Source organism: Streptomyces sp. SAI-170 (assembly GCF_049739565.1).
Classification (GTDB): Bacteria; Actinomycetota; Actinomycetes; order Streptomycetales; family Streptomycetaceae; genus Streptomyces.
Genome location: NZ_JBMGQD010000002.1, coordinates 25,048 through 46,798, shown reverse-complemented (window position 1 = coordinate 46,798; position 21,751 = coordinate 25,048). Strand labels below are relative to the sequence as shown.

Below are 21,751 nucleotides of genomic sequence, written 5' to 3'. Positions count from 1 at the left end.
CAGCCAAGCTCCAGCGGCGCACTTCAACGTATCGGTGCCGCAGCCAGCGCCTCACGCGCTGCCTTCCCCGTATGGAGGTGCGCCTCATGCCGATGGGCGGGTGACCGGGACGCGGCCGTCGAGCGCATGGTCGCCGCAACGCACCTACGCCTGTCCCGGGACCCCGTCCGTCGAACTGCTCGCGTGGCTCGACGCGGTCGAGGCCGAGTGCGAGACCCGCTGCGGCCACACCCGGACGGCCCTGCACCTGATCGTTCACGCCGAGGACGTCCTCGCCGAAGGCGGCGAGCACTCCAGCCCCGAATGGCTGGACTGGTTCTCGCCCGTGCGCCTGGCAGCGTTCAAGGGGAACACCCAGCTTCGTGCAGGGCACCTGCCCCAGGCTCGCGAAACGCTCCTCCAGGCCCTCGATGCGCTCGGGCCGGGCGAGGAGAAGCAGAGCACCGTCGTCCTCGGCGACCTGGCTGCGGTCGAGACCGCAGCCGGCAACCCCGAGGTCGCATGCGGGTACGCGCTGCGCGCGCTCGACCAACTGGAGCGCACCTGGTACGCGATGGGCATGGACAGGGTCCGCGAGGTGCGGCGCGCACTGGCTCTGCACCAGCACGAAACGTGCGTGCGCGAGCTCGACGACCGGCTCTACGGCTGGTCGACGACCGTCAGCGCGCTTGCGCGTTGAACTGCTTGATGACGCCGCTCAGTTCAAGGAGGCTTTCGATGCGGAACGTCGGCAGCTTGTGAGCTTCCTCGGTATTCCACTGGATCGTCGCCCACGGCCCGCGGTGCACCAGAGCAGTGTGCATCCCGGCGGCGGCCGCGGGCCGGATGTCGTTGTCGACCCGGTCACCGACATACAGCATCTCGTTGACCTCGGCGGGTACGACCTCGGCGACGCGGCGGAAGAACGCCGGGTCTGGCTTGCTTGCACCCCAGTCGTCGGAGGTACCGATGAGGTCCACATCGTTGCTGAACAGCGCCCGCAGAATCTTCCCCGCCCGAACCGTCTGGTTCCCCGCAATGCCGAGCCACAGCCCATCAGCCCCCAGCATCGCGAGTGTGTCGCGGACATCCGGATAAAGATCGGCCTCAGTGAACGTCTCCGGAATGCCGGCCCCGGCGCGCTTCTCGCGCTCCTCATACAGGTCGAACCCGGGCCGGAACTCCTGGAAAGTCTCGCGGTAGTCACGGCCCTGGGCGATGACCGCTCCGAACATCGCGTGGAAGGTATGCCTCGGCACCGACAACCAGTCGGCCCACGCGCCGTACTCGGTCGTCTCGTCCACGAGGCATTCACCGACATCGAAGATCACAGCGCGAATCATGCCGATGACCCTACCCAGCAGCCGAAATGGTTTGGCAAGGAGCGGGTCGCGCGACCGGCTCTGGCAGCGAGTGCCCAGTCCCCGGGCTGCCTCGTGGTTGAGTGCCTCGAACTGCTCCCCGGCGTGTGCCCTCCAGCGCCGGGCCCGTTCGCACGCTTCGCTGGTCTGCAATGCGCTGTGCTTTGCCGGATCCGTCTATGCGTTGCGTCTCGCCCCCGGTCCTGTAGCGGGCACCGGCTCTGGAGCGCCTCCGCTCGCGCGGAGCCCACGACGGCTTAGATTCAGCCGCTTTGACCTGCAGCGGAACATCTCCGCTCACGCGGAGCCCACGAGATGCTGCCGCTACGCGGACAGGGCGCACCCGGAACACCTCCGCTCGCGCGGAGCCCACATCGACGGCACCGGCGTCGGCCAGCCCCTCGGCGGAACACCTCCGCTCGCGCGGAGCCCAGCGGACGAGGAACTGGACCGGATCGTGGGGGAGCGGAACACCTCCGCTCTCGCGGAGCCCACGAGGCGCCACGGTAGGCGAGTTCCCTGATCTGCGGAATGGACTCCGCTCTCGCGGAGTCCACGCACCGCCGTTGGCGGTCAGCCACTCGTCCAGCGGAACACCTCCGCTCGCGCGGAGCCCACTTCGGGGCAGCCGAGGGTGCAGGCCCATGGGTCGGAGCACCTCCGCTCGCGCGGAGCCCACCGCGTCGCCGATCATCCGGTCGAGGGCCGACGCGGAACACCTCCGCTCGCGCGGAGAGCACGTCGTCAGTCTGAGTCACGAGCCCTCCAACGACGGAACACCTCCGCTCGCGCGGAGAGCACCCATCCGCACTCTGCGAAGGAGACACCTTGACCGGAACACCTCCGCTCGCGCGGAGCGCACGCCGACGGGCTGTACGCGGTCGTGCTCGCGCTCGGAACGCCTCCGCTCGCGCGGAGCGCACGAGGTCGCGCGCTGCGTACATAACCCGCCACGCGGAACACCTCCGCTCGCGCGGAGCGCACGGCCCTGTGCGTGCTCGACGGCCCCTGCCTCCGGGGCACCTCCGCTTGCGCGGAGCCACGGGATGGGCCCGTTGCCGGTGAGCCGGCCCGTCGGAACACCTCCGCTCGCGCGGAGCGCATGGCTTGCAGTCCCAGCAGAAGACGATCGAAGACGGAATACCTCCGCTCGCGCGGAGCCCACTGGACCGTGATGAGCGGGGGCCCGTCACCGACCGGAACACCTCCGCTCGCGCGGAGCGCACAGCACTTCCATCTTCACGTCACCCTCGGCACCCGGGACACCTCCGCTCGCGCGGAGCGCACGAGCGCACCAGTCCGGGGAACGCGCACCAGCGTGGGACACCTCCGCTCGTGCGGAGAGCACAGTTTCTCCAGCGCCTCGGCGTACTCCTCGGCCGGGGCATTTCCGCTCGCGCGGAGAGCACCAGTTCCAGCAGTTCGCCGACCTGGTTCTGCGTGGGACACCTCCGCTCGCGTGGAGAGCACGCCCACGAGCTGTGGGTGCAGACGCCGCACGTCGGAACACCTCCGCTCGCGCGGAGCGCACGCCGCGACGAGGGCGGATGCCCAGTGGATCGGCGGGATACCTCCGCTCGTGCGGAGCGCACTCACAGCCGGGATGGATCGGTGCCAAGTCGCGCGGGACACCTCCGCTCGCCCGGAGCACACAGATCCCCGGCCCACAGGGACAGCTGCGTCGGTGGAACACCTCCGCTCGCGCGGAGAGCACTCGGCCCGGATCAGCGCCTCGTTCCGGTAGATCGAACACCTCCGCTCGCGCGGAGTCCACGAAAGCTCGTCGGACCACTCCCGGTAGGCGTTCGGAACACCTCCGCTCGCGCGGAGTCCACGAACTCGGCCGGACTGTAGGCCCGGTCGAACGCGGAACACCTCCGCTCGCGCGGAGTCCACCCCTTCGTGACCTGCAGCGTCAGGGTGGCTTGGTAATCGCTTTGCACGGCCTCGCTGCTGTGGAAGCTGGGCCGGTCATCGACGTCTTCTGTGATCGTGGCGCTCTGGGCGAGTATTGAGGGTAAGTCTCATGCCTCATCGGTGTCCCCGCGTCGTCGGGACGCCTCCATTCGTGTAGTGCGCACTCAGCCGTCAAGCTCGCCGACGAGCAGAACGACGGAACACCTCCGCTCGCGCGGAGCGCACGACGCAGCCAACGTCACCGACATGGAGGGCGGCGGAACACCTCCGCTCGCGCGGAGAGCACGGCGCCCCGCTCGTCGAGACGTTCCTCCCCGACGGAACACCTCCGCTCGCGCGGAGAGCACTCGACGTGCTGCGGGCTGGCGGGCCCGATCAGCGGAACACCTCCGCTCGCGCGGAGAGCACAAATGCCCCGAAGGCTGGCGCATGCGCGACGCCGGAACACCTCCGCTCGCGCGGAGAGCACCTTCGTGACCTGCGGCGTCAGAGTGACTTTGCATTCGCTTTAGACGGGATCGCTGATGTGGGAGCTGGGTCGGTCACCGGGTTCTCCTCCCTCGACCCGCTGCGTTCTGGCGGGTGTTGAGAATAGCTCCGTTGCAGCCTCGACGTCGGGGCGGCGGGGTCTGCGTCGCGTCTCGTATCCGGGACGTCTCGTGACGGAACACCTGGCTTGCTCGGAGTCACGCTCACGGTCATCAGTGGCGACCCGGTAAGCACGGGACACCTCCGCTCGCGCGGAGCGCACGCCGAGGCGGCCGGCGAGTGGCTGAGAGAACACGGAACACCTCCGCTTGCGCGGAGCGCACAGCCGCCGGGCGGTGTAGTCCTCGCCGCGGTACGGAACACCTCCGCTCGCGCGGAGCGCACGGCACCGACGCGAGGGGCGACGGCATCGGCAGCGGGACACCTCCGCTCGCGCGGAGCGCACCACGCGTCGGTAGTTTCTGTGCAAATACACACCGGGACACCTCCGCTCGCGCGGAGCGCACTTTCAGCGCTTTCACGATGTTCTCGGCCAGGTCGGGACACCTCCGCTCGCGCGGAGCGCACAGGATCTTAGACCGTTCGACCGGGTTCTTCCGCGGGACACCTCCGCTCGCGCGGAGCGCACGGGGCCCAGTCATGCCGGAACTTTGGATGCCCGGGGACACCTCCGCTCGCGCGGAGCGCACGTGCGTTCCTGGGAATTGGTCGGCTCACTCAACGGGACACCTCCGCTCGCGCGGAGCGCACGAACGTCCCGAGGGGGCCGCGCACGGTCGCTACGGGACACCTCCGCTCGCGCGGAGCGCACTGAGAAGCCGACGCTCACGACCGGCCCCTCGTCGGGACACCTCCGCTCGCGCGGAGCGCACCGCGACTTCGGCCTGGAGCCGGAGCGGGTGTTCGGGACACCTCCGCTCGCGCGGAGCGCACAACACGGGCGGCGGCGGGAAGTTGAGCACGCGCGGGACACCTCCGCTCGCGCGGAGCGCACCATTGCTCGGGCGGGTAGTGCTCCCGCCAGGCCGGGACACCTCCGCTCGCGCGGAGCGCACGCGGGGCCGAGGGCGTACTTGCCGCGGATGGGCGGGACACCTCCGCTCGCGCGGAGCGCACACCTTTCCTCTCGTTCGGGTCTCCCCGGTCGGCGGGACACCTCCGCTCGCGCGGAGCGCACGCGCTGCTGCTCCCCGCGGGCGAGCTGCGCGCCGGGACACCTCCGCTCGCGCGGAGCGCACCCGGACTGGTATGCGGCCCTGAGGGGCCAGCACGGGACACCTCCGCTCGCGCGGAGCGCACGTGGCCGGCTTCTCCTCCACCGGTCCCGGCTCCGGGACACCTCCGCTCGCGCGGAGCGCACTTCCGCCAGGGGCCCAGCTCGACGGCGCCGGGCGGGACACCTCCGCTCGCGCGGAGCGCACCGGTAGCACTTTCCCGAGGGAAAACGCTACCGCGGGACACCTCCGCTCGCGCGGAGCGCACGGTGTTCAGGGTGGAGGCCAGCTTCCCGAAAGCGGGACACCTCCGCTCGCGCGGAGCGCACGTGGCCGTCGACGAGCGCGCCGATCAGGATCTCGGGACACCTCCGCTCGCGCGGAGCGCACGAACCCCCGAACCCGCGCGCCGACTGGGGGAACGGGACACCTCCGCTCGCGCGGAGCGGACGGGGACCAGGGAACCGGTCCTGCGGGACCCGTCGGGGACACCTCCGCTCGCGCGGAACCCACTCCAGCGAACCGATCCGTGACGTCAGGGTGAGCGGAACACCTCCGCTCGCACGGAGCCCACGCGGGCGGGGGCCGCGGCGACCAGACCAACCACGGAACACCTCCGCTCGCGCGGAGCCCACATCTGCTTCGCGTACACCGCGTCCGCCGTCGTCGGAACACCTCCGCTCGCGCGGAGCGCACCGTACTCCACGCCGAGGGACGCGGGCACGTCGAGGGACACCTCCGCTCGCGCGGAGCGCTCTCTCCTCTCAGAATTGACTTCAGCGGCTGCCGGAACACCTCCGCTCGCGCGGAGCGCACGGCGTGGCGGTGGTCTCGTCGCGCCGGTCGATCGGGACACCTCCGCTCGCGCGGAGCAACGGGGTGGGCACGTTACCGGTGAGCCGGCCCGCAGGGCACCTCCGTTCGCGCGGAGCGCACTCATCGAGCGACACCGTCTCGCCGTCCTGCGCCGGGACACCTCCGCCCCTGAGGAGCGCACTTCAAGGCGTCCTCGGTCACGGCCACGTGGAACGGAACACCTCCGCTCGCGCGGAGCCCACACGCTGGCCGGGCACCGGCATGTGGCCACCTACGGAACACCTCCGCTCGCACGGAGCCCACAAGTCCTCGCCCTGGATCGGCTGGTTGAGGAACGGAACACCTTCACTCACGCGGAGCCCACCCGCCCACGAGCGCCACGAAGGCCGCCCAGCTCGGGACACCTCCGCTCGCGCGGAGCGCACGGACGGTGCCCGCTACGGCAGGGTCGCGGGCGAGGGACACCTCCGCTCGCGCGGAGTGCACAGCGGCTGCTCGTCGTACACCGTGTCGGCCGGCGGGACACCTCCGCTCGCGCGGAGCGCACGCGACAAGTTCGACGAAGGCCGGGTCAAACCCCGGAACACCCGCTCGCGCGGAGAGCACAAGGAGATCCTTTTCGGCGGGTACACCAACTACGGAACACCTCCGCTCGCGCGGAGCGCCACGGGCTGAGGTCGACGGCGACGCGGTGGCACCGCGGAACACCTCCGCTCGCGCGGAGCGCACGACCCCGGCCGCCTTCAAGGCCTCCCTGATCGCGGGACACCTCCGCTCGCGCGGAGCGCACAGGCTCATCTCGACCCCGTGGTCCCCGTAGACCGGGACACCTCCGCTCGCGCGGAGCGCACCTCGGCATCGCCGCCGAGTCCACCTACGGCACCGGGACACGTCCGCTCGCGCGGAGCGCACGACGCCACGCTGCTGATCGACCAGGCCAAGTACGGGACACCTCCGCTCGCGCGGAGCGCACACCGTGTGCGTGCGGGCTAGCTGGAGGTCCGTCGGAACACCTCCGCTCGCGCGGAGCCCACCTCAGCGTCGGACTTGGGCATTGCGTCTGCTCCGGGACACCTCCGCTCGCGCACCTCCGCTCGCGCGGAGCCCACCAGTCCGTGCCGGTTGCGCTTGCTGGCGTCGCCGGAACACCTCCGCTCGCGCGGAGCGCACGTGGGCGGCACGGAGTGGACCCGGGTCGACGCCGGAACACCTCCGCTCGCGCGGAGCGCACCCGCACCCGCACTCGGCCAGGTCCGCGGCGGCCGGAACACCTCCGCTCGCGCGGAGCGCACCGGCGGCAGTGCGGGCACTGGAACCGCACCACCGGAACACCTCCGCTCGCGCGGAGCGCACACCCTGGAGCGGCAGGCCGGACGGGTGCTGTTCGGAACACCTCCGCTCGCGCGGAGCCCACGACGGCCTGGTGCGCGCCGAGAATCTGCTGCACGGAACACCTCCGCTCGCGCGGAGCCCACGACGACCAGGACGAGAACGCCGGCACCGTCTACGGGACACCTCCGCTTGCGCGGAGCGTACGGTCCCTGTGCGTGCTCGACGGCCCCTGCCTCCGGGGCACCTCCGTTCGCGCGGAGAGGACCAGTGGGGCAACGGCGTCCGCGTCGCCTACGGCGGGACACCTCCGCTTGCGCGGAGAGTGCTGATTGGCGCGGTCGTAGCCAACCAGGTAGACCGGGACACCTCTGCTTGCGCGGAGGGGGCGGTCCGCTGGTGCTGCGGCAGCTTACCCCCGGGGCCGTTGTCTGGTGGCCTGTGTGCCGGGCAGGGGTGGACCGGGGTGGTGGGGTGGGGGAGTTGGGTTTGTGCTGGTCGCAGGGTGTTGTCAGTGGGTGGTGCTAGAAGTTCGCGCTATGAGTGAGTGCGAGTGTGCGGGCCGGGTGGATGTGCGGTTATGGGGTAAGGAGCTGGGGCTGCCGTGGCCGTATCCGGTGATCTGTCATCTACTGGATGTGGCGGCGGTGTTCGGGGCGTTGTGGGACGTGCTGCTGGAGGATCGGCTTCGTGGGGAGATCGCTGCGGAGTTGGGGCTGGGTGCGGTGCAGGCGCAGTCGGTGTTGTCGTTCTGGGCGGGGTTGCATGATCTGGGGAAGATCAGCCCGCCGTTCCAGGCGCAGGTGCCGGCCGCGTTCGCTCCGGTAGCGGCTGATCCTTCGTACCTGTCGGCTGCGGGGGCGCAGAGGCTGGGGTTGCGGCATGAGCTGGCGACGCACTGGTCGCTGGTGTCGTTGCTGGCTGAGGCGGGATATGCGGCGGGGCGGGTGCAGGCGCGGAGTCTGCCACACCAGGTGGCCCAGTTGCTGGGGGGTCATCATGGCTGTTTCGCGGATGTGGTGCCGGCCCGGCAGGCCGCGTCGGCCTCCCGGTATCAGCCAGGTTTGGGGGCGGGGGGCTGGCAGGAGCAGCGGTGTGCTCACCTGCAGGCGCTGCGGCGGGTGGTGGGCGCGGGTGCGGTGCCTGTGGGGGAGTTGTCGTCGGCGGCTGCGGTGCGGGTCTTCGGGCTGGTGGTGCTGGCGGACTGGCTGGCCAGTGACGTCGATTTCATCCGGGAGCTGCTGCCCGAACCGGGTTGGGCCGGGGAGCCGGAACAGCTTCAGGACCACTACCGCCGTGCGGTGAAGGCTGCCGGTCCGGTGGTGCGGACGGCCCGGCTGGGCCGGGCCGGCTTCCCGCCGCTCGAGGGGCTCTCGTTCGAAAAGTTGTTCCCGTTCACTCCGAACGATCTGCAGGCAGATGTGGCCGCGCATCTGCCGGCCGCGGTGGCTGGTGAGGGGTCGGGGCTGGTGGTGGTGACGGCGCCGACGGGGGACGGGAAGACGGAGGCGGCCTTGTTCGCGGCGTCGGTGCTGGGCGCGGCGTCGGGGGCGCGGGGGCTGTATTTCGCGTTGCCGACGATGGCGACGGCGGATGCGATGTTCGGGCGGGTGGGTGCGTTCGCGGAGCGGGTGCTGACGGGGGAGCGGGCGCTGCTGCTCCTGCACGGTGCGGCCTGGCTGAGCACCCTCATGGACGGCACCGGCCAGAACAAGCAGCAGGACGCCGACCGGTGGCGCCTCGACGGCGCCCCGCCCACAGTGACGGCGGACGCCGCGGACGCCGCAGACGCCGCAGACGCCGCAGACGCCGCAGACGCCGCAGACGCCGCGGACGTGGCGGATGCCGGCCAGCCAGGCGCTGGTGGCGAGGGTTTCAGTGCGGGTGCGGCTACGGCGTTGGAGGCGGACGCGTGGCTGCGGCAGGGCAGGCGTGGTTTCGCAGCTCCGCTGGGTGCGGGCACGATCGACCAGGTGCTGGCCGGGGTGCTGCCCCTGCGCTACAACGCCCTGCGCTTGTTCGGGTTGTCGGACAAGGTGCTGATCGTGGACGAGGCGCACGCCTATGGGCCGTGGATGCAGACGCTGCTGGTGCGCCTCCTGGAGTGGCTGGGGGCGTTCAGGGCGCCGGTGGTGCTGCTGTCGGCGACTTTGACGGGCCGCACCGTCTCGGCACTGGTGGACGCCTACCGGCGCGGCGCGGGGTTCACCGACCCCTCCCGGGTCCAGCCGGCCTACCCGGGCTGGCTGTTCGCCGGTGCAGCCACCGGGACCGTGCGGCAGGTGCGGGCGGTGGCCTCGGCGCGCGAGCGGACGGTGGATGTGTCGGTGCGGCGTGTGGCGTGGGACGTCGCCGACACGACTGCGGTACCTCGCTTGGGCGGGCGGCGGGCCGCGCTGCGCGAGGCGCTCGCCCCGGTCGCCCGCGACGGCGGTACTGCTCTGGTGTGCTGCACGACGGTCGCCGAGGCGCAGCAGACGTTCCGTGATCTGCGTGAGGCGTTTCCCGCGTTGGCCGCATCCCCGGGTGGGATCCGTCTGCTGCACTCGCGTTTCCCCGGCCTGCTGCGCCAGGAGATCACCGCCGCCTGTGAGGCCGCCTACGGCAAGCCGGCGGCCGGCGAGGACGCGCGGGTGCGGCCCGCGTCGGTGCTGGTGGCCACGCAGATCGTGGAGCAGTCCCTGGACTTCGACTTCGACCTGGTCGTGAGCGATCTGGCCCCGCTGGCGCTGCTGCTGCAGCGTGCCGGCCGGGGCCGGCGTCATGCCCGCGGCCCTCAGGGCCGGCCGGCCTGGGCAGCGGCCGAGGACCGCCCGCCGCTGGTCGTCCTCGAACCCGTCGACCCGCACGGCGCGACCGATCCGCCGCGGTCGTGGGGCGATGTCTATGACCACGGCCTGCTGCTGCGCAGCGCCGCCCTGCTGCGGCAGAAGACATCGGGCGGGATCGCGGTGCCGGGGGATGTGCAGGACCTGGTGGACGCCGTGTACGCCGATGACTTCACCGAGCACCTTGAGGGCGCCGGGCGGGCGGAGAGTGAGGAGGCGGTGCGGCGGCTGCAGGATCTGGACCGGCGCCGCGAGGGCACCCGCATCGCGGAGGAGTCCCTCGCCGCGATGACGGGGATCAGCCCCCCGTATCAGGTGCACGGCGACCTCTCCCGCCTGAGCCGGGGCCTGCTGGAGGCGGCGGGGGAGTTGCTGACCACGCGGCTGGGCGCCGACACGGGCCGGGTGCTGCTGCTGTTCACCCAGGACGACGGCACCGCCAGCCTGGACGAGGCCGGACGGCTGCCGTTCTCGGACTGCCACGCCGGCGCCGACACGGTGGGACCGGCGCAGGTGCGGAGGCTCGTGGCGCGCACCGTGCCGGTGCCGGGCCGGTGGCTGCCCGCCGAGAGCGAGCGCCTTGAGGTGCCCGGCGCTTGGCGCCGCCAGTCCCACCTGCGTGACATCGTCCTGCTGCCCCTGCACCGCACCACCGGAGACAGCGGTGAAGCGGTCTGGGAGGGCCAACTCGCAGAGAGGGCAGTGCAGTTCACGACCCTGACAGGTCTTGAACGAATCTGATCACTTGCCCCGAACCGGTTGCCGCTGGTTCATCAGGCGCCCTTCACTTTGAACACACGCCTTTCCCGGCGACGTGCTCGCCGGGAAAGGAACGTGCCGCCCGCTCGCGCGGGCCGGAAAGGGGGGGGAGGTCGCCGCGAGGTCCATCACGCGCCGGGGACACCTCCGCACACGCGGAGCCCCTGCGATTCATTGTGTCCGAACACCTTCAGGAGTGTGACGATTACGGTGCCTGTTCCCGCTTTCCCTCTCGACACGGCCGGCTGGCTACCGGTGCTGTGGACACCGCCCGCCACCGCCACCGCCACAAGCGCCGGCGGCGGCGGCTCCCTGCCGGGGCGGGTGGGCCTGCGTACCGTGCTGGAACGCAGCCATGAGATCAGTGCCCTGGCCATCGCCGAGCCGCCTGCCTACGCGGCGGTGTTGCGGGTGCTGTATGCGCTGACCGCCCGGGTGTGCGGCCTCGACGTCGACGACGACAGCTCTGGCAGGGACTGGTCCGAGCGCCGGCTGGACATCCTCGACGCAGGCCGCTTACCTGCCGACGGCATCGACGCCTACTTCTCCAGCTGGGCCGGCCGTTTCGACCTGTTCGACCCCGGCCGGCCGTGGATGCAGGACCCCCGTCTCGCCGAGCAGTGCGATCCGGCACGCTCCGCCGGTGTCAACAAGCTGACCCCCACCCGTGCATCGGGCAACAACCACGCCTGGTTCTCCAAGGTCCAAGACACCGACCCCGACCCGGTGCCCGCCGGCGAGGCAGCCCTTTCTTTGCTCACCTGGCACTACTGGGGGCCCTCCGGGCGCGGCTCGGCCCGAGAGGCGGGCGGCGAACGCACCGCCAGCATGATGGCCGGCCCCCTGCGCGGCGCCCTGTCCTACCACCCCGAGGGCGAAACCCTCTTCGAATCACTCCTGGCCGGCCTGCTGCGCCCCGATCCCCGTGTGCGCAGGGAGGAAGACGCCTGCATGTGGGAATGGGACGCCCTGCCCGACCCCACCGCGGCGCCCGCAGCGCCTACCGGCCCGTGCTCGCGGCTGACGGCCGTCTCCCAGCACGCCCTGCTCCTCGTCCCCGACCCGCACGATCCCGGCCTGGTGGGGGATGCGTTCATCACCTGGGCCTACCGCGAGCGTCTGCCCCGTAACGACCCCTACCTGATCTGGCAGATGAGCCAGCAGGGCAACGCCTACCCGCGTCCGGCGGATGCCGGGCGGGCGCTGTGGCGCGACATCGACGCCCTCCTGCTCACTCAGCCCGGCGGCACCGCCCAGGTCCACCGCCCCGAAGTCTTCGCCACGGCCGTGGAGATCTCCGACGCAACACCGAGACCGCTGGCGGTGCGCGCCCTCGGCTTCGACCAGGACGGCCAGGCCAAGGACCGCCAGTTCGTCACCGGCCTGACCCCGCCCGTCCTGGACAGCGTCGAAGAGGAAAACCCCGCAACAGCCCCGGCGGTGGGCTGGCTGCGCCGCTGCGGCGAGATGTACGGGCGCCGCGCCGAGTACGCTGCCCGCCGCGCCTGCGCCCTGTACATGCGCGAGAACAAACCCAAGGAGGCCGAGGCCTGGGCCGCTCAGGCGGCCGCCCTGTACTGGCCGCGCGCGGAGGAAGAGTTCTGGGTCCCGCTTCGCGCGTCTTGACCGCACCGGCGCGCCCGTCGCGGAAGCAGGCCTTGACCGGCAGGCGGCGACGGCCTTCCTCAACCTCGCGCAGCACGCGTACGAGACGGTCACCGAGCCGGTGGCGCACACCCAGCGGGGCGCCCGCGCCATCGCCGATGCCCGCATCGAGCTGTACGGCGGCCGCCGCACCCCCACCCGCTGAACCCCACCACCCGGCCCGCGCCGCCTCCGCGACGACGACCGGGCAGCACCGCCGCGCCCCCGGGCCGGCCACCGCCTTCGAACCCCGGCCGGGCCCCGGGAACGGACAACCCGCCCTGCCCCGTGCCATGGACACGATGCCAGCCGGGACTACGACTGCCAAGGAGTAACGCTGTTGACGACCACCACCCCACCCGCCCCCGCTCGCACAGGCCTGTACCGGGCCTTCGTGGACCGGGTCGAAACGTTGTGCGCGCGAGACCCCGGTGTCCGCGTCGCCTTGCGCAAAGGGCTGCGTCGTGACGTCGACGACGTACGCGGCCTGCACCGTGTCGTGGCCGAGTGGCTGCCGGAGAACTGCCCGCCCGCGGAGGAACGGGCCTTCTACGCCGTGGCCGCGATGATCGCCGACCGGCCCCGCCACACCTTCCACTCGGCCGGCCACGACGACCCACCGGACAGTCCCCAGCCGCCTGCTGGCGCCCAGGACACCGAACCTTCCGGCACCGCCACAGCTTTCACCGCCTCCGCCCCCGGCACACCCGACGCCGTCGCGGTCACCGACACCGACGCGGACGCGGACGCCGATGCCGGCGCAGGCAATGCGGATGAGGAGCCCCGCCAGCGGCGCGTGCGCCGGGACAGCCTGGGTGCCTCGTTCGCCCGCGCGGTGCTGGCCCAGAGCGGGCGCGGGGTGCGGGAGGACACCGCTGAGGCCCGGCTGAACCTGCTCACCCGGCAAAGCCTTCCCGGCCTGCACCGGCATCTGCCCGGCAGCATCCGCCTCCTGCGCGATGCAGGTACCGGCATCGACTTCGCCGTCCTGCTGGACGATCTCGCCACCTGGCCCTACCGCTCCAAGACCATCGCCCGGCGCTGGCTGCAGGACTACTACCGCACCCGCCGCGCCCCCATCGACAACGCCGCCCAGCAGCGCGACACCGACGGCGAGGAGGACACCGCTCCCGCCAACTGACCTACCCCGCGCTCCTTGACCAGGCGGCCAGAGCCCGGGCCAGGACAACCACCAGGACACCCACATCCCTGGCCCTGCCACCACAACCGCAGGCCTGGGGCACCACCCCGGCCGTCCCTCCGTCTTTCACAACCATCCCCTAACGCACCGCAGATCTGGAGACAGCCATGATGCAACCGCGAGCCCGTTTCATCGACGTTCATGTCCTGCAGTCCATGCCGTTCGCCAACCTCAACCGCGACGACACCAACTCCGTCAAAACCGTCACCTACGGCAACGCGCTGCGTACCCGGGTCTCCAGCCAGTGCTGGAAGCGCGCCACCCGAGGCGAGTTCGAGCGGATCAGCGGTGACAGCACCCTGCGCACCCGCCGCATCGCCGCCGCCGTCACCGCCGAACTCGCCCGCCGTAACTGGCCGCAGCCCCTTGCCGACCGGGCCGGCGCCCATGTCGCCGCAGCTGTCGGCAAGTTCGAGCTCGAGGAAGCCGGCGAGCCGAAGAAGCCCGTGCCCAACCGAGTCGTGACCAACGCCATGATCTACGTCCCCCACGTCGCTGTGACCGACCTCGCTGACCTCGCCGACCAGCACCGCGAGACGCTGGAGAAGGCCAAGGACATCACGAAGAAGGGAGACACCAAGGCGTCCGTACTGCCCAAGGACAAAGTCGACGCGATCCTGCGCAGCCGCAACGCGGTCATCAACCTCTTCGGCCGCATGCTCGCCGAGGTCGACCGCGCCGGCGTCGACGGCGCCGTCCAGGTCGCCCACGCCATGACCACCCACGAAGCCGACGTCGACCTGGACTACTTCACCGCCGTCGACGACGTCACCTCCACCTGGCAGGACAGCACCGGCAGCGCCCACATGGGCCACGCCGAGTTCAGCGCCGGCACCTTCTACCGCTACGCCACCATCGACCTCGACGAACTCGCCGGCAACCTCAACGGCTCCGACACCGACGTCCGCGCCCTGCTCGGACACTTCCTGACCGCGTTCACCCTGGCCGTGCCGCAGGCGAAGAAGAACTCCACCGCCCCCCACACCCTGCCCCACCTCGTCCACCTCACCGTGCGCGCCGACCGGCCTGTCTCCTACGCTGCCGCCTTCGAACAGCCCGTACGAGCCGCCGCCCACGGAGGCAACGCCACCCCGTCCGTGACCGCGATGACCAATTACGCCGACGCCACCGCCTCCTTCCTGGGCACCGGCCAGCTCATCACCCGGTCCTGGACCAGCCCCGAAATCAAAGACCTGCCCGGCACGAGCCCCGACGCCCTGGGGGAGCGCTCCGACGGCCTCGACGCCCTGATCACCCTCGCGGTCGAGCAGGCCCTCCACTCCCGCCGACAGGACACCGACGCGTGAACACCACCCCACCCGCCCGCCCACCCGCGCCCGGCCTGCTGCTGCGCCTGGCCGGCCCGCTGCAATCTTGGGGCGAGCACAGCCACTTCACCGACCGCGACACCCTGTCCTTCCCCACCCGCTCGGGTATCACCGGCCTGCTCGCCGCCGCCCTGGGCCGCGCCCGCCACGAACCTCTCGGCGACCTCGCCGACATCAGCGTGAGCGTGCGCGTCGACCGGCCCGGCACCCGGCTGCGCGACTTCCACACCGTCGGCGGCGGCCTCACCGGCCCCCACACCGTCATCACCGCCGACGGCGGGCACCGCAGCGGCGACACCTCCACCCTGACCAGCACCCGCTGGTACCTGGCCGACGCCGCCTTCACCATCGCCCTCACCCGCCCCGACCGCACCCCCCCACCCCCCGGTTGGGCCGACGCCCTGCAACACCCCCGCTGGCCCCTCTACCTCGGCCGCCGCTCCTGCCCCCCGGCCCAACCTGTGCTGCTGGGCACCAGCACCGACGCCCTCAGCGACCTGCTCCACCTGCCCCTGGCCCTGCCCGCCCCCCGCACCCGCCCCCACCACGAACAGCCTCCCGGCAACAGCCAGGACGGCGAGCTGGGCAACCACTCCGGCAGCAGCAGCCAGGAGGCGGGCGTGGAGGTACTGTTCCTGTCCGACCAGCCCCTGACCGGCCTGTACCCACCCGGGCACGCCCCGCACCCGGATGCCGCACGGGAGCACTCCACCGTCCTGGACAGCCCCCTCAGCTTCACCCCCCACCAACGCCGCTACCAGGCCCGGCCCCTGTACCGCACCACCGTGTCCCTCCCGGCCCGCCAGTGCGCCGGCTACGGCACCCCCCACCTGGCCCGCCTGGCCGCCTACACCTCACCCACCTACACACCCGCCCTGCAGCCGGCCGGGGAAAGGAGCAGCAAATGACGCTGTGGATCACCCGCCTCACCCCCGGCCCCGCACGCCTGGCCCAACGCGAACTCGGCACCGGACAGACCTCCCTGCACCGCCGCGTCATGTCCCTCTTCCCCGACGAAGCCGGCGACCAGGCACGCAGCCACTACGCCGTCCTCTACCGCATCGAGGACACCCCCCGAGGCGCCCACCTGCTCATCCAGAGCAACCAGCCCCCCACCCCGGACAAGCTCCCCGACGGCTACGGCACTCTCACCAGCCGCCCCCTCGACCCGCTCCTCACAGCCCTCGCACCGGGCCGGGTCGTCCACTACCGCTGCACCGCATCCCCCGTCCGCAAACCCGGCTCCACGACCCGGACCCTCTACAACCTCCCCGCCGTCGTCCCCCTCAACGGAGCCGCAGCAGACGAATGGTGGCAACGCCAGGCCGACCAAGCGGGACTCAAACCCCTCACCCTGCACTCCCACCCCGTCGACGCCGTCCGCGACCACCAACAACCCACCACCAACCCAGGCGCCAACACCCGAGCCGGACGCGGCAACCCCATCCGCCACCACCGCGTCCGCTTCGACGGCACCGCCACCGTCATCGACCCCCAGCTGCTGCGCACCGCGATCCACAACGGCATCGGCCGCGGCAAGGCCTACGGCTGCGGCCTGCTCAGCATCGCCCCCGCACCGGACACCGCATGACAACCCCACCACCAGCAGCAGCAGGCGCCGGCGAAGCCCGCCGGCGCCTGGCCGCACCCACCATCGCCATGCTCCCGCGCGTCATCGACTCCCTGTCCTTCCTCTACCTCGACGTCGTCCGCATCCACCAGGACGACACCGGAGTCTGCGCCGAGATCACCACCGAAGCCCGCGGCCGCGAAACCGTCTACCTGCCCACCGCAGCCCTCGCCTGCGTCCTCCTCGGCCCCGGCACCTCCATCACCGCCCGAGCCCTGGCCACCTTCGCCCGCCACGGCACCACCGTCGTCATCTCCGGCATGGGCGGCGTCCGCAGCTACGCCGCCACCACCCCCGCCAACCTCACCACCACCTGGCTCGAACACCAGGCACGCGCCTGGGCCGACGACACACGCCGCCTCGCCGTCGCCACCGCCATGTACGAACACCGCTTCGGCCCCGGCCAGGCCCCACCCGGCGCCACCCTCCAACAACTACGCGGACTCGAAGGCCACCGCGTCAAAGCCCTCTACAAACTCCTCGCCACCCAGCACCACATCGGACGCTTCCGCCGCAACTACGACCCCGCCTCCTTCCACACCCAAGACCCCGTCAACCTCGCCCTCTCCGCAGCCAACACCTGCCTCTACGGCATCACCCACGCCGCCATCACCGCCCTCGGCTGCAGCCCCGCCCTCGGCTTCGTCCACAGCGGCAACCAGCAAGCCTTCGTCTACGACATCTCCGACCTCTACAAAGCCGAACTGACCATCCCCCTCGCCTTCTCCCTCCACGCCTCCACCAACCCAGAAGCCGAAGCGCGCCGCTCCTTCCGCGACAACCTCCGCCTCTACCGCCTCATGCCACGCATCATCCGCGACCTGCAAACCCTCCTCGCACCAGACAACGCACCCCAAACCGACGACGAACCCGACGAACAACTCATCGACCTCTGGGACCCCATCACCGGAACCATCCCCGGCGGCACCAACCACGCCCCCACCTGACCCGAAAGACACCCCTCACATGCCCGCCATGACCGTCATCGCCGCCACCGCCATCCCCGACCACCTCCGCGGAGCCCTCACCCGCTGGCTCCTGGAAGTCACCCCCACCCTCTACATCGGCACCATCTCCGCCCGCGTCCGCACCGAACTGTGGAGCTCTCTCACCGACAGCCTCAATGACGGAAGCGCCGTCCTCGCCTACCCGACCGACAACGAACAAGGGTTCAACCTTCACACTGCCGGCCCCCAACGCCGAGACCCCGTCGACTTCGACGGCCTCACCCTCATCGCCTTCCAACGCCTCACAGATAGTCAAGGGACTGCAAAGGCCATCTAGAATCCCAGGTCAGGAAGTCTGCTCTCCGCGCGAGCGGAGGTGTTCCGCCCTACCTGGCCCACCCGCACATCACCTCCCGCTGCTCTCCGCGCGAGCGGAGGTGTTCCGACCCGGGCACCCGGTCCGACCATCATGGCGGCCTGCTCTCCGCGCGAGCGGAGGTGTTCCGCGCCAGCTTCAGCAGGAACTCCGCGAACTGGCCTGCTCTCCGCGCGAGCGGAGGTGTTCCGATGCTGAACGAGCGCCTGGACAGCGTGGACAACTGCTCTCCGCGCGAGCGGAGGTGTTCCTTCGTGTGGTGCCGTTCTGACCCCGGACACCGTCTGCTCTCCGCGCGAGCGGAGGTGTTCCGGACTGGGAAGGCCGCACTTTCGAGGACATCCGCTGCTCTCCGCGCGAGCGGAGGTGTTCCGCGCCGTCAGGAGGACGAGGCTCAGCATGGACCCTGCTCTCCGCGCGAGCGGAGGTGTTCCTTCGCGGGAGTGGCAGCCGTTGGCGAAGAAGGCCTGCTCTCCGCGCGAGCGGAGGTGTTCCGGCATGGACGCGGCCGGAGGGCCGCTCGAATCCCTGCTCTCCGCGCGAGCGGAGGTGTTCCGGCGCTCGGGATCAAGGGCCTGCCCCGGACGTCCTGCTCTCCGCGCGAGCGGAGGTGTTCCGCGCACGTTGACACCGCGTGAGCTGCTGGAGGTCTGCTCTCCGCGCGAGCGGAGGTGTTCCGGTGGCGTACGCGTACTACTCGGCGCCGAAGGACTGCTCTCCGCGCGAGCGGAGGTGTTCCGACGGCCGCGAAGAAGACGGCCGCACGCACACCCTGCTCTCCGCGCGAGCGGAGGTGTTCCGTGGGCCCAGGTGACGACGAGAGTGCCGACATCCTGCTCTCCGCGCGAGCGGCGGTGTTCCGCGGACGTCCTCTTGCAGCAGGGTGGTGAGGGTCTGCTCTCCGCGCGAGCGGAGGTGTTCCGACGATGGCCGTCCCCGTCTCGCCACCACCCCACTGCTCTCCGCGCGAGCGGAGGTGTTCCGATGGCGCCGGCCAGGTCGACCTGATCCTCAGCCTGCTCTCCGCGCGAGCGGAGGTGTTCCGGAACTCCCGCCGGGCCCGCTCGATGTCGGCCTCTGCTCTCCGCGCGAGCGGAGGTGTTCCGCGCGGCGAGACCATCAAGGAATCCAGCGGATACTGCTCTCCGCGCGAGCGGAGGTGTTCCGCTGGCCGCGACCCTGAACACCACCCCGGAGGACTGCTCTCCGCGCGAGCGGAGGTGTTCCGTTAGGAGGGGCTGACCTTGGCGATCCCCGGCACTGCTCTCCGCGCGAGCGGAGGTGTTCCGAGCCGAACCACTGCTCCCGCTCGATGCCCTTCCTGCTCTCCGCGCGAGCGGAGGTGTTCCGCCGCGATGGCCTGGGCCCACTGAAATTTCAGCCTGCTCTCCGCGCGAGCGGAGGTGTTCCGGCCACCCGTTGCCCGGGCGTGACGGTGAAGGTCTGCTCTCCGCGCGAGCGGAGGTGTTCCGTACGAAACCCTCCGCCGCCAGGCAGCCACCCACTGCTCTCCGCGCGAGCGGAGGTGTTCCGCCGACCCGTGGCGAGGACTTCAACGCCCGCATCTGCTCTCCGTGCGAGCGGAGGTGTTCCGGTGGACGCCATCCGCACGGTGTGCCGGATGTTCTGCTCTCCGCGCGATCGGAGGTGTTCCGCCTGCTGGGGACGGGGGCCAGCCGTGACCGCCTGCTCTCCGCGCGAGCGGAGGTGTTCCGGGCTCTACTACTGGACCGACAACGAGAGGGTCCTGCTCTCCGCGCGAGCGGAGGTGTTCCGGCCGGTGGCCGGATGTACACCCTGTCCCACCGCTGCTCTCCGCGCGAGCGGAGGTGTTCCGATCCATACGGTGCAGGTGCGCGGCGCGTCCAGCTGCTCTCCGCGCGAGCGGAGGTGTTCCGAGGCCGACACCGCAGGCACGGACCTCCACTTCCTGCTCTCCGCGCGAGCGGAGGTGTTCCGCAGCTCGTCGACGACGGAGCCGTGCTCCGGGCCTGCTCTCCGCGCGAGCGGAGGTGTTCCGCCGCACCAGCACGCCCGGCCGGGCCGGGACCCCTGCTCTCCGCGCGAGCGGAGGTGTTCCGCCCGACGGCGTGTACGTCCTGCACTGGCTGGACTGCTCTCCGCGCGAGCGGAGATGTTCCGGCGATGGCCAGCGTGCCCATCGCACCTGCCATCTGCTCTCCGCGCCAGCGGAGGTGTTCCGACCAGGAGCGTGCTTGCACACGGCCTCATGGACGGCTCTCCGCGCGAGCGGAGGTGTTCCGGAACCCCCGTTGTCCGCACCGTGCGAACTGGCCTGCTCTCCGCGCGAGCGGAGGTGTTCCGAAGAACTCCGAGGCCGCGAACCTCCGCAAGCGGTCCTCTCCGCGCGAGCGGAGGTGTTCCAGCCCGCCAGGAACTCGATGAGCTCGCCGTAGCCGTGCTCTCCGCACGAGTTCCGCGAGGGCAACTTCCGTTCGGTCGACTTCACCGCGGCCAGCAGCTTCGTGGGCGCCACGTTCACGGGGAGCACGGACTTCGCCAGGGCGGAATTCCACGGCGACGCCTGCTTCGACAAGGTCGTGTTCGACGGACCCGTGTGGTTCGACGCCGTGGCATTTCGCAACACCCTGTCGGTGGACAGAGCCGTCGTGGAGGACTCCCTCTGCGTCGGCGGGGCCACGACACCGTCACCTGGGACCGGACCTTGTTTCACGGTGAGATCAGGTTCGACGCCTGCAGGTTCCGCGGCGCCGTGTCCTTCGCGCGTGCCGAGTTCTGCCGTCCGGCGCGCTTCACGAACTCGGTGTTCGCCGGGAGAGCGTCCTACGCCTGGTCGACCGGTCACGACACGGTCACTTTCGCCGGGAGCCGCTTCCAGGACGGGGCCGACTTCTCCGATTTCCGGGCGCCGGAACCCTGGGGAACAGAGTCTTCCAGGACGCGCTGACCGTCAACGCCGAGCCGGAGTCGGCACAGACAGCTGCCGAAGCGAGGACGGAAAGCGTGCGGCAACTGATCCGGAACGCCTGCCGAGGAATGGCCGGTCCGGCAGCGCCGTGCTGGACGAGGCGGAGGCCTTCCTGGCGGAAGCGGAGCTGCGAGCGGTGGACTCGGCCCTGCCCACCGAGCACGCCTCCTCTCTGCTGCGGGAGTGGCGGTCACGGGGCGTCAGATTGGCCGTTTGGAGCGTGTGTTTCCCCCGCTGGTCATGCACTACCTGTCCGGACACGGCCTGCGAGACGTGTTCGGACCGCACGTCTTCAGCCGCACATTGGGCACCGCGCACCCCGCGGCGGACCCCGAATCCCTGCACAATGTCTTGCGGAGCCTGTCCACTCCGCCGAACGCCACGCTGCTGATCGGTTCCACCCCGCCGAGTTCCGGGCGGCCGAGCGGGCTGGCCTGCGGTTCCTCGGCTATGCCCCCTACACGGAGCAGGCTCAGGCCCTGCTCGCCGCGGGCGCGCAACCGGTCCTGAACTCGTTGGAACCCGTCCTGTACCTGCTTCGGCAGACCCCGCCACCGCCCGCCCGCCTGCCCCGCCCCCGGGTCGCGGCGACTAGTTCGTCACCTTGCGGCGGCCCGCCGTCGCCGGGACCGCCCGCCCGCCGCGTGTGCGGACGGTCCGGACGGCACACGCGGCCGGATCAGGTGGTGGATTGTGCGTCGGGAAGCTCCGCGCCGAAGTCGATCTCCGAGTAGCGGCTCTTGAGGCCGGCGCTGGTTCCACTGATCGTGGTCGATGCGCCGGGTGGTCGGTCCCGCGCGGCGCTCGGGCCGTCCAGAGCAGGCCGTCCGCGTTCTCGCCGGGGGCGCCGACCACCAGCTCGGCCCTGCCTTTCTTCGTCACGTCGAGGTGGTGGACCGCCGAGGCGAACTCGTCGTCGGTCTCGGCGCTTCCGGGCGGGGTGGCGCAGGAGGTCCCCGGGGTGGGTGTCGGGGTAGGCGTGG

Annotated in this window: 10 protein-coding genes, 1 pseudogene and 3 CRISPR repeat arrays; of the genes and pseudogenes, 10 read left to right on the top strand and 1 reads right to left on the bottom strand. The window is 71.2% G+C overall.

Features of this window, described 5'->3' with window-relative positions; genetic code table 11:
• Window positions 1-30: 30 nt before the first annotated feature.
• Window positions 31-679, top strand: a pseudogene (locus RKD23_RS39510) (transcriptional regulator); the annotation flags it as partial.
• Here the strand turns inward: RKD23_RS39510 and RKD23_RS39505 are convergent.
• The gene (locus RKD23_RS39505) at window positions 660-1,322 is read right to left on the bottom strand and encodes an HAD family hydrolase (RefSeq protein ID WP_424858479.1); all 663 of its coding nucleotides are present in this window, start codon (window positions 1,320-1,322) and stop codon (window positions 660-662) included. The pseudogene RKD23_RS39510 and the gene RKD23_RS39505 overlap by 20 nt on opposite strands.
• A gap of 606 nt (window positions 1,323-1,928) precedes the next feature.
• A CRISPR array of direct repeats spans window positions 1,929-2,324; the repeat unit is 29 nt.
• Between the two features lie 1,128 nt (window positions 2,325-3,452).
• Window positions 3,453-3,726: a CRISPR direct-repeat array (repeat unit 29 nt).
• Window positions 3,727-7,644: 3,918 nt separating this feature from the next.
• On the opposite strand from RKD23_RS39505, the gene RKD23_RS39500 reads away from it, so the two are divergent.
• The 9 genes from RKD23_RS39500 to RKD23_RS39460 all read left to right on the top strand — a co-directional run bounded on the left by RKD23_RS39500 (window position 7,645) and on the right by RKD23_RS39460 (window position 20,747).
• Window positions 7,645-10,674: a CRISPR-associated endonuclease Cas3'' gene (locus tag RKD23_RS39500; RefSeq protein ID WP_424858478.1), complete on the top strand. Its 3,030-nt coding sequence runs from the start codon at window positions 7,645-7,647 to the stop codon at window positions 10,672-10,674.
• A gap of 228 nt (window positions 10,675-10,902) precedes the next feature.
• Window positions 10,903-12,318 (top strand): type I-E CRISPR-associated protein Cse1/CasA, encoded by a 1,416-nt coding sequence (gene casA / locus RKD23_RS39495; RefSeq protein ID WP_424858477.1) that lies wholly within the window; start codon window positions 10,903-10,905, stop codon window positions 12,316-12,318.
• Between the two features lie 358 nt (window positions 12,319-12,676).
• Entirely contained in the window at window positions 12,677-13,477 is an 801-nt protein-coding gene (casB, locus tag RKD23_RS39490) for a type I-E CRISPR-associated protein Cse2/CasB (protein ID WP_424858476.1), read from the top strand.
• A gap of 170 nt (window positions 13,478-13,647) precedes the next feature.
• A complete protein-coding gene (gene cas7e, locus RKD23_RS39485) occupies window positions 13,648-14,844 on the top strand; it encodes a type I-E CRISPR-associated protein Cas7/Cse4/CasC (protein ID WP_424858542.1) in 1,197 nt (398 codons plus the stop codon).
• Window positions 14,841-15,773: a type I-E CRISPR-associated protein Cas5/CasD gene (gene cas5e, locus RKD23_RS39480; RefSeq protein ID WP_424858475.1), complete on the top strand. Its 933-nt coding sequence runs from the start codon at window positions 14,841-14,843 to the stop codon at window positions 15,771-15,773. The genes cas7e and cas5e overlap by 4 nt, the downstream gene beginning before the upstream one ends.
• Entirely contained in the window at window positions 15,770-16,456 is a 687-nt protein-coding gene (cas6e, locus tag RKD23_RS39475) for a type I-E CRISPR-associated protein Cas6/Cse3/CasE (RefSeq protein ID WP_424858474.1), read from the top strand. Before cas5e ends, cas6e begins: the two co-directional genes overlap by 4 nt.
• Window positions 16,453-17,442, top strand: coding sequence for a type I-E CRISPR-associated endonuclease Cas1e (gene cas1e, locus RKD23_RS39470; RefSeq protein WP_424858473.1), 990 nt, complete (start codon window positions 16,453-16,455; stop codon window positions 17,440-17,442). Before cas6e ends, cas1e begins: the two co-directional genes overlap by 4 nt.
• 19 nt (window positions 17,443-17,461) lie before the next feature.
• The gene (gene cas2e, locus RKD23_RS39465) at window positions 17,462-17,779 is read left to right on the top strand and encodes a type I-E CRISPR-associated endoribonuclease Cas2e (protein WP_424858472.1); all 318 of its coding nucleotides are present in this window, start codon (window positions 17,462-17,464) and stop codon (window positions 17,777-17,779) included.
• Between the two features lie 18 nt (window positions 17,780-17,797).
• A CRISPR array of direct repeats spans window positions 17,798-20,204; the repeat unit is 29 nt; unit sequence CTGCTCTCCGCGCGAGCGGAGGTGTTCCG.
• Between the two features lie 33 nt (window positions 20,205-20,237).
• Entirely contained in the window at window positions 20,238-20,747 is a 510-nt protein-coding gene (locus RKD23_RS39460) for a pentapeptide repeat-containing protein (protein ID WP_424858471.1), read from the top strand.
• The last annotated feature ends 1,004 nt before the right edge of the window (window positions 20,748-21,751 follow it).

What these genes read in the sequence shown, in the direction of transcription:
- RKD23_RS39500 (WP_424858478.1), top strand. Translation starts at nt 7,645, where the DNA reads ATGAGTGAGTGCGAGTGTGCGGGCCGGGTGGATGTGCGGTTATGGGGT.
- cas6e (WP_424858474.1), top strand. Translation starts at nt 15,770, where the DNA reads ATGACGCTGTGGATCACCCGCCTCACCCCCGGCCCCGCACGCCTGGCC.
- RKD23_RS39505 (WP_424858479.1), bottom strand. Translation starts at nt 1,322, where the DNA reads ATGATTCGCGCTGTGATCTTCGATGTCGGTGAATGCCTCGTGGACGAG.
- cas1e (WP_424858473.1), top strand. Translation starts at nt 16,453, where the DNA reads ATGACAACCCCACCACCAGCAGCAGCAGGCGCCGGCGAAGCCCGCCGG.
- cas2e (WP_424858472.1), top strand. Translation starts at nt 17,462, where the DNA reads ATGCCCGCCATGACCGTCATCGCCGCCACCGCCATCCCCGACCACCTC.
- cas7e (WP_424858542.1), top strand. Translation starts at nt 13,648, where the DNA reads ATGCAACCGCGAGCCCGTTTCATCGACGTTCATGTCCTGCAGTCCATG.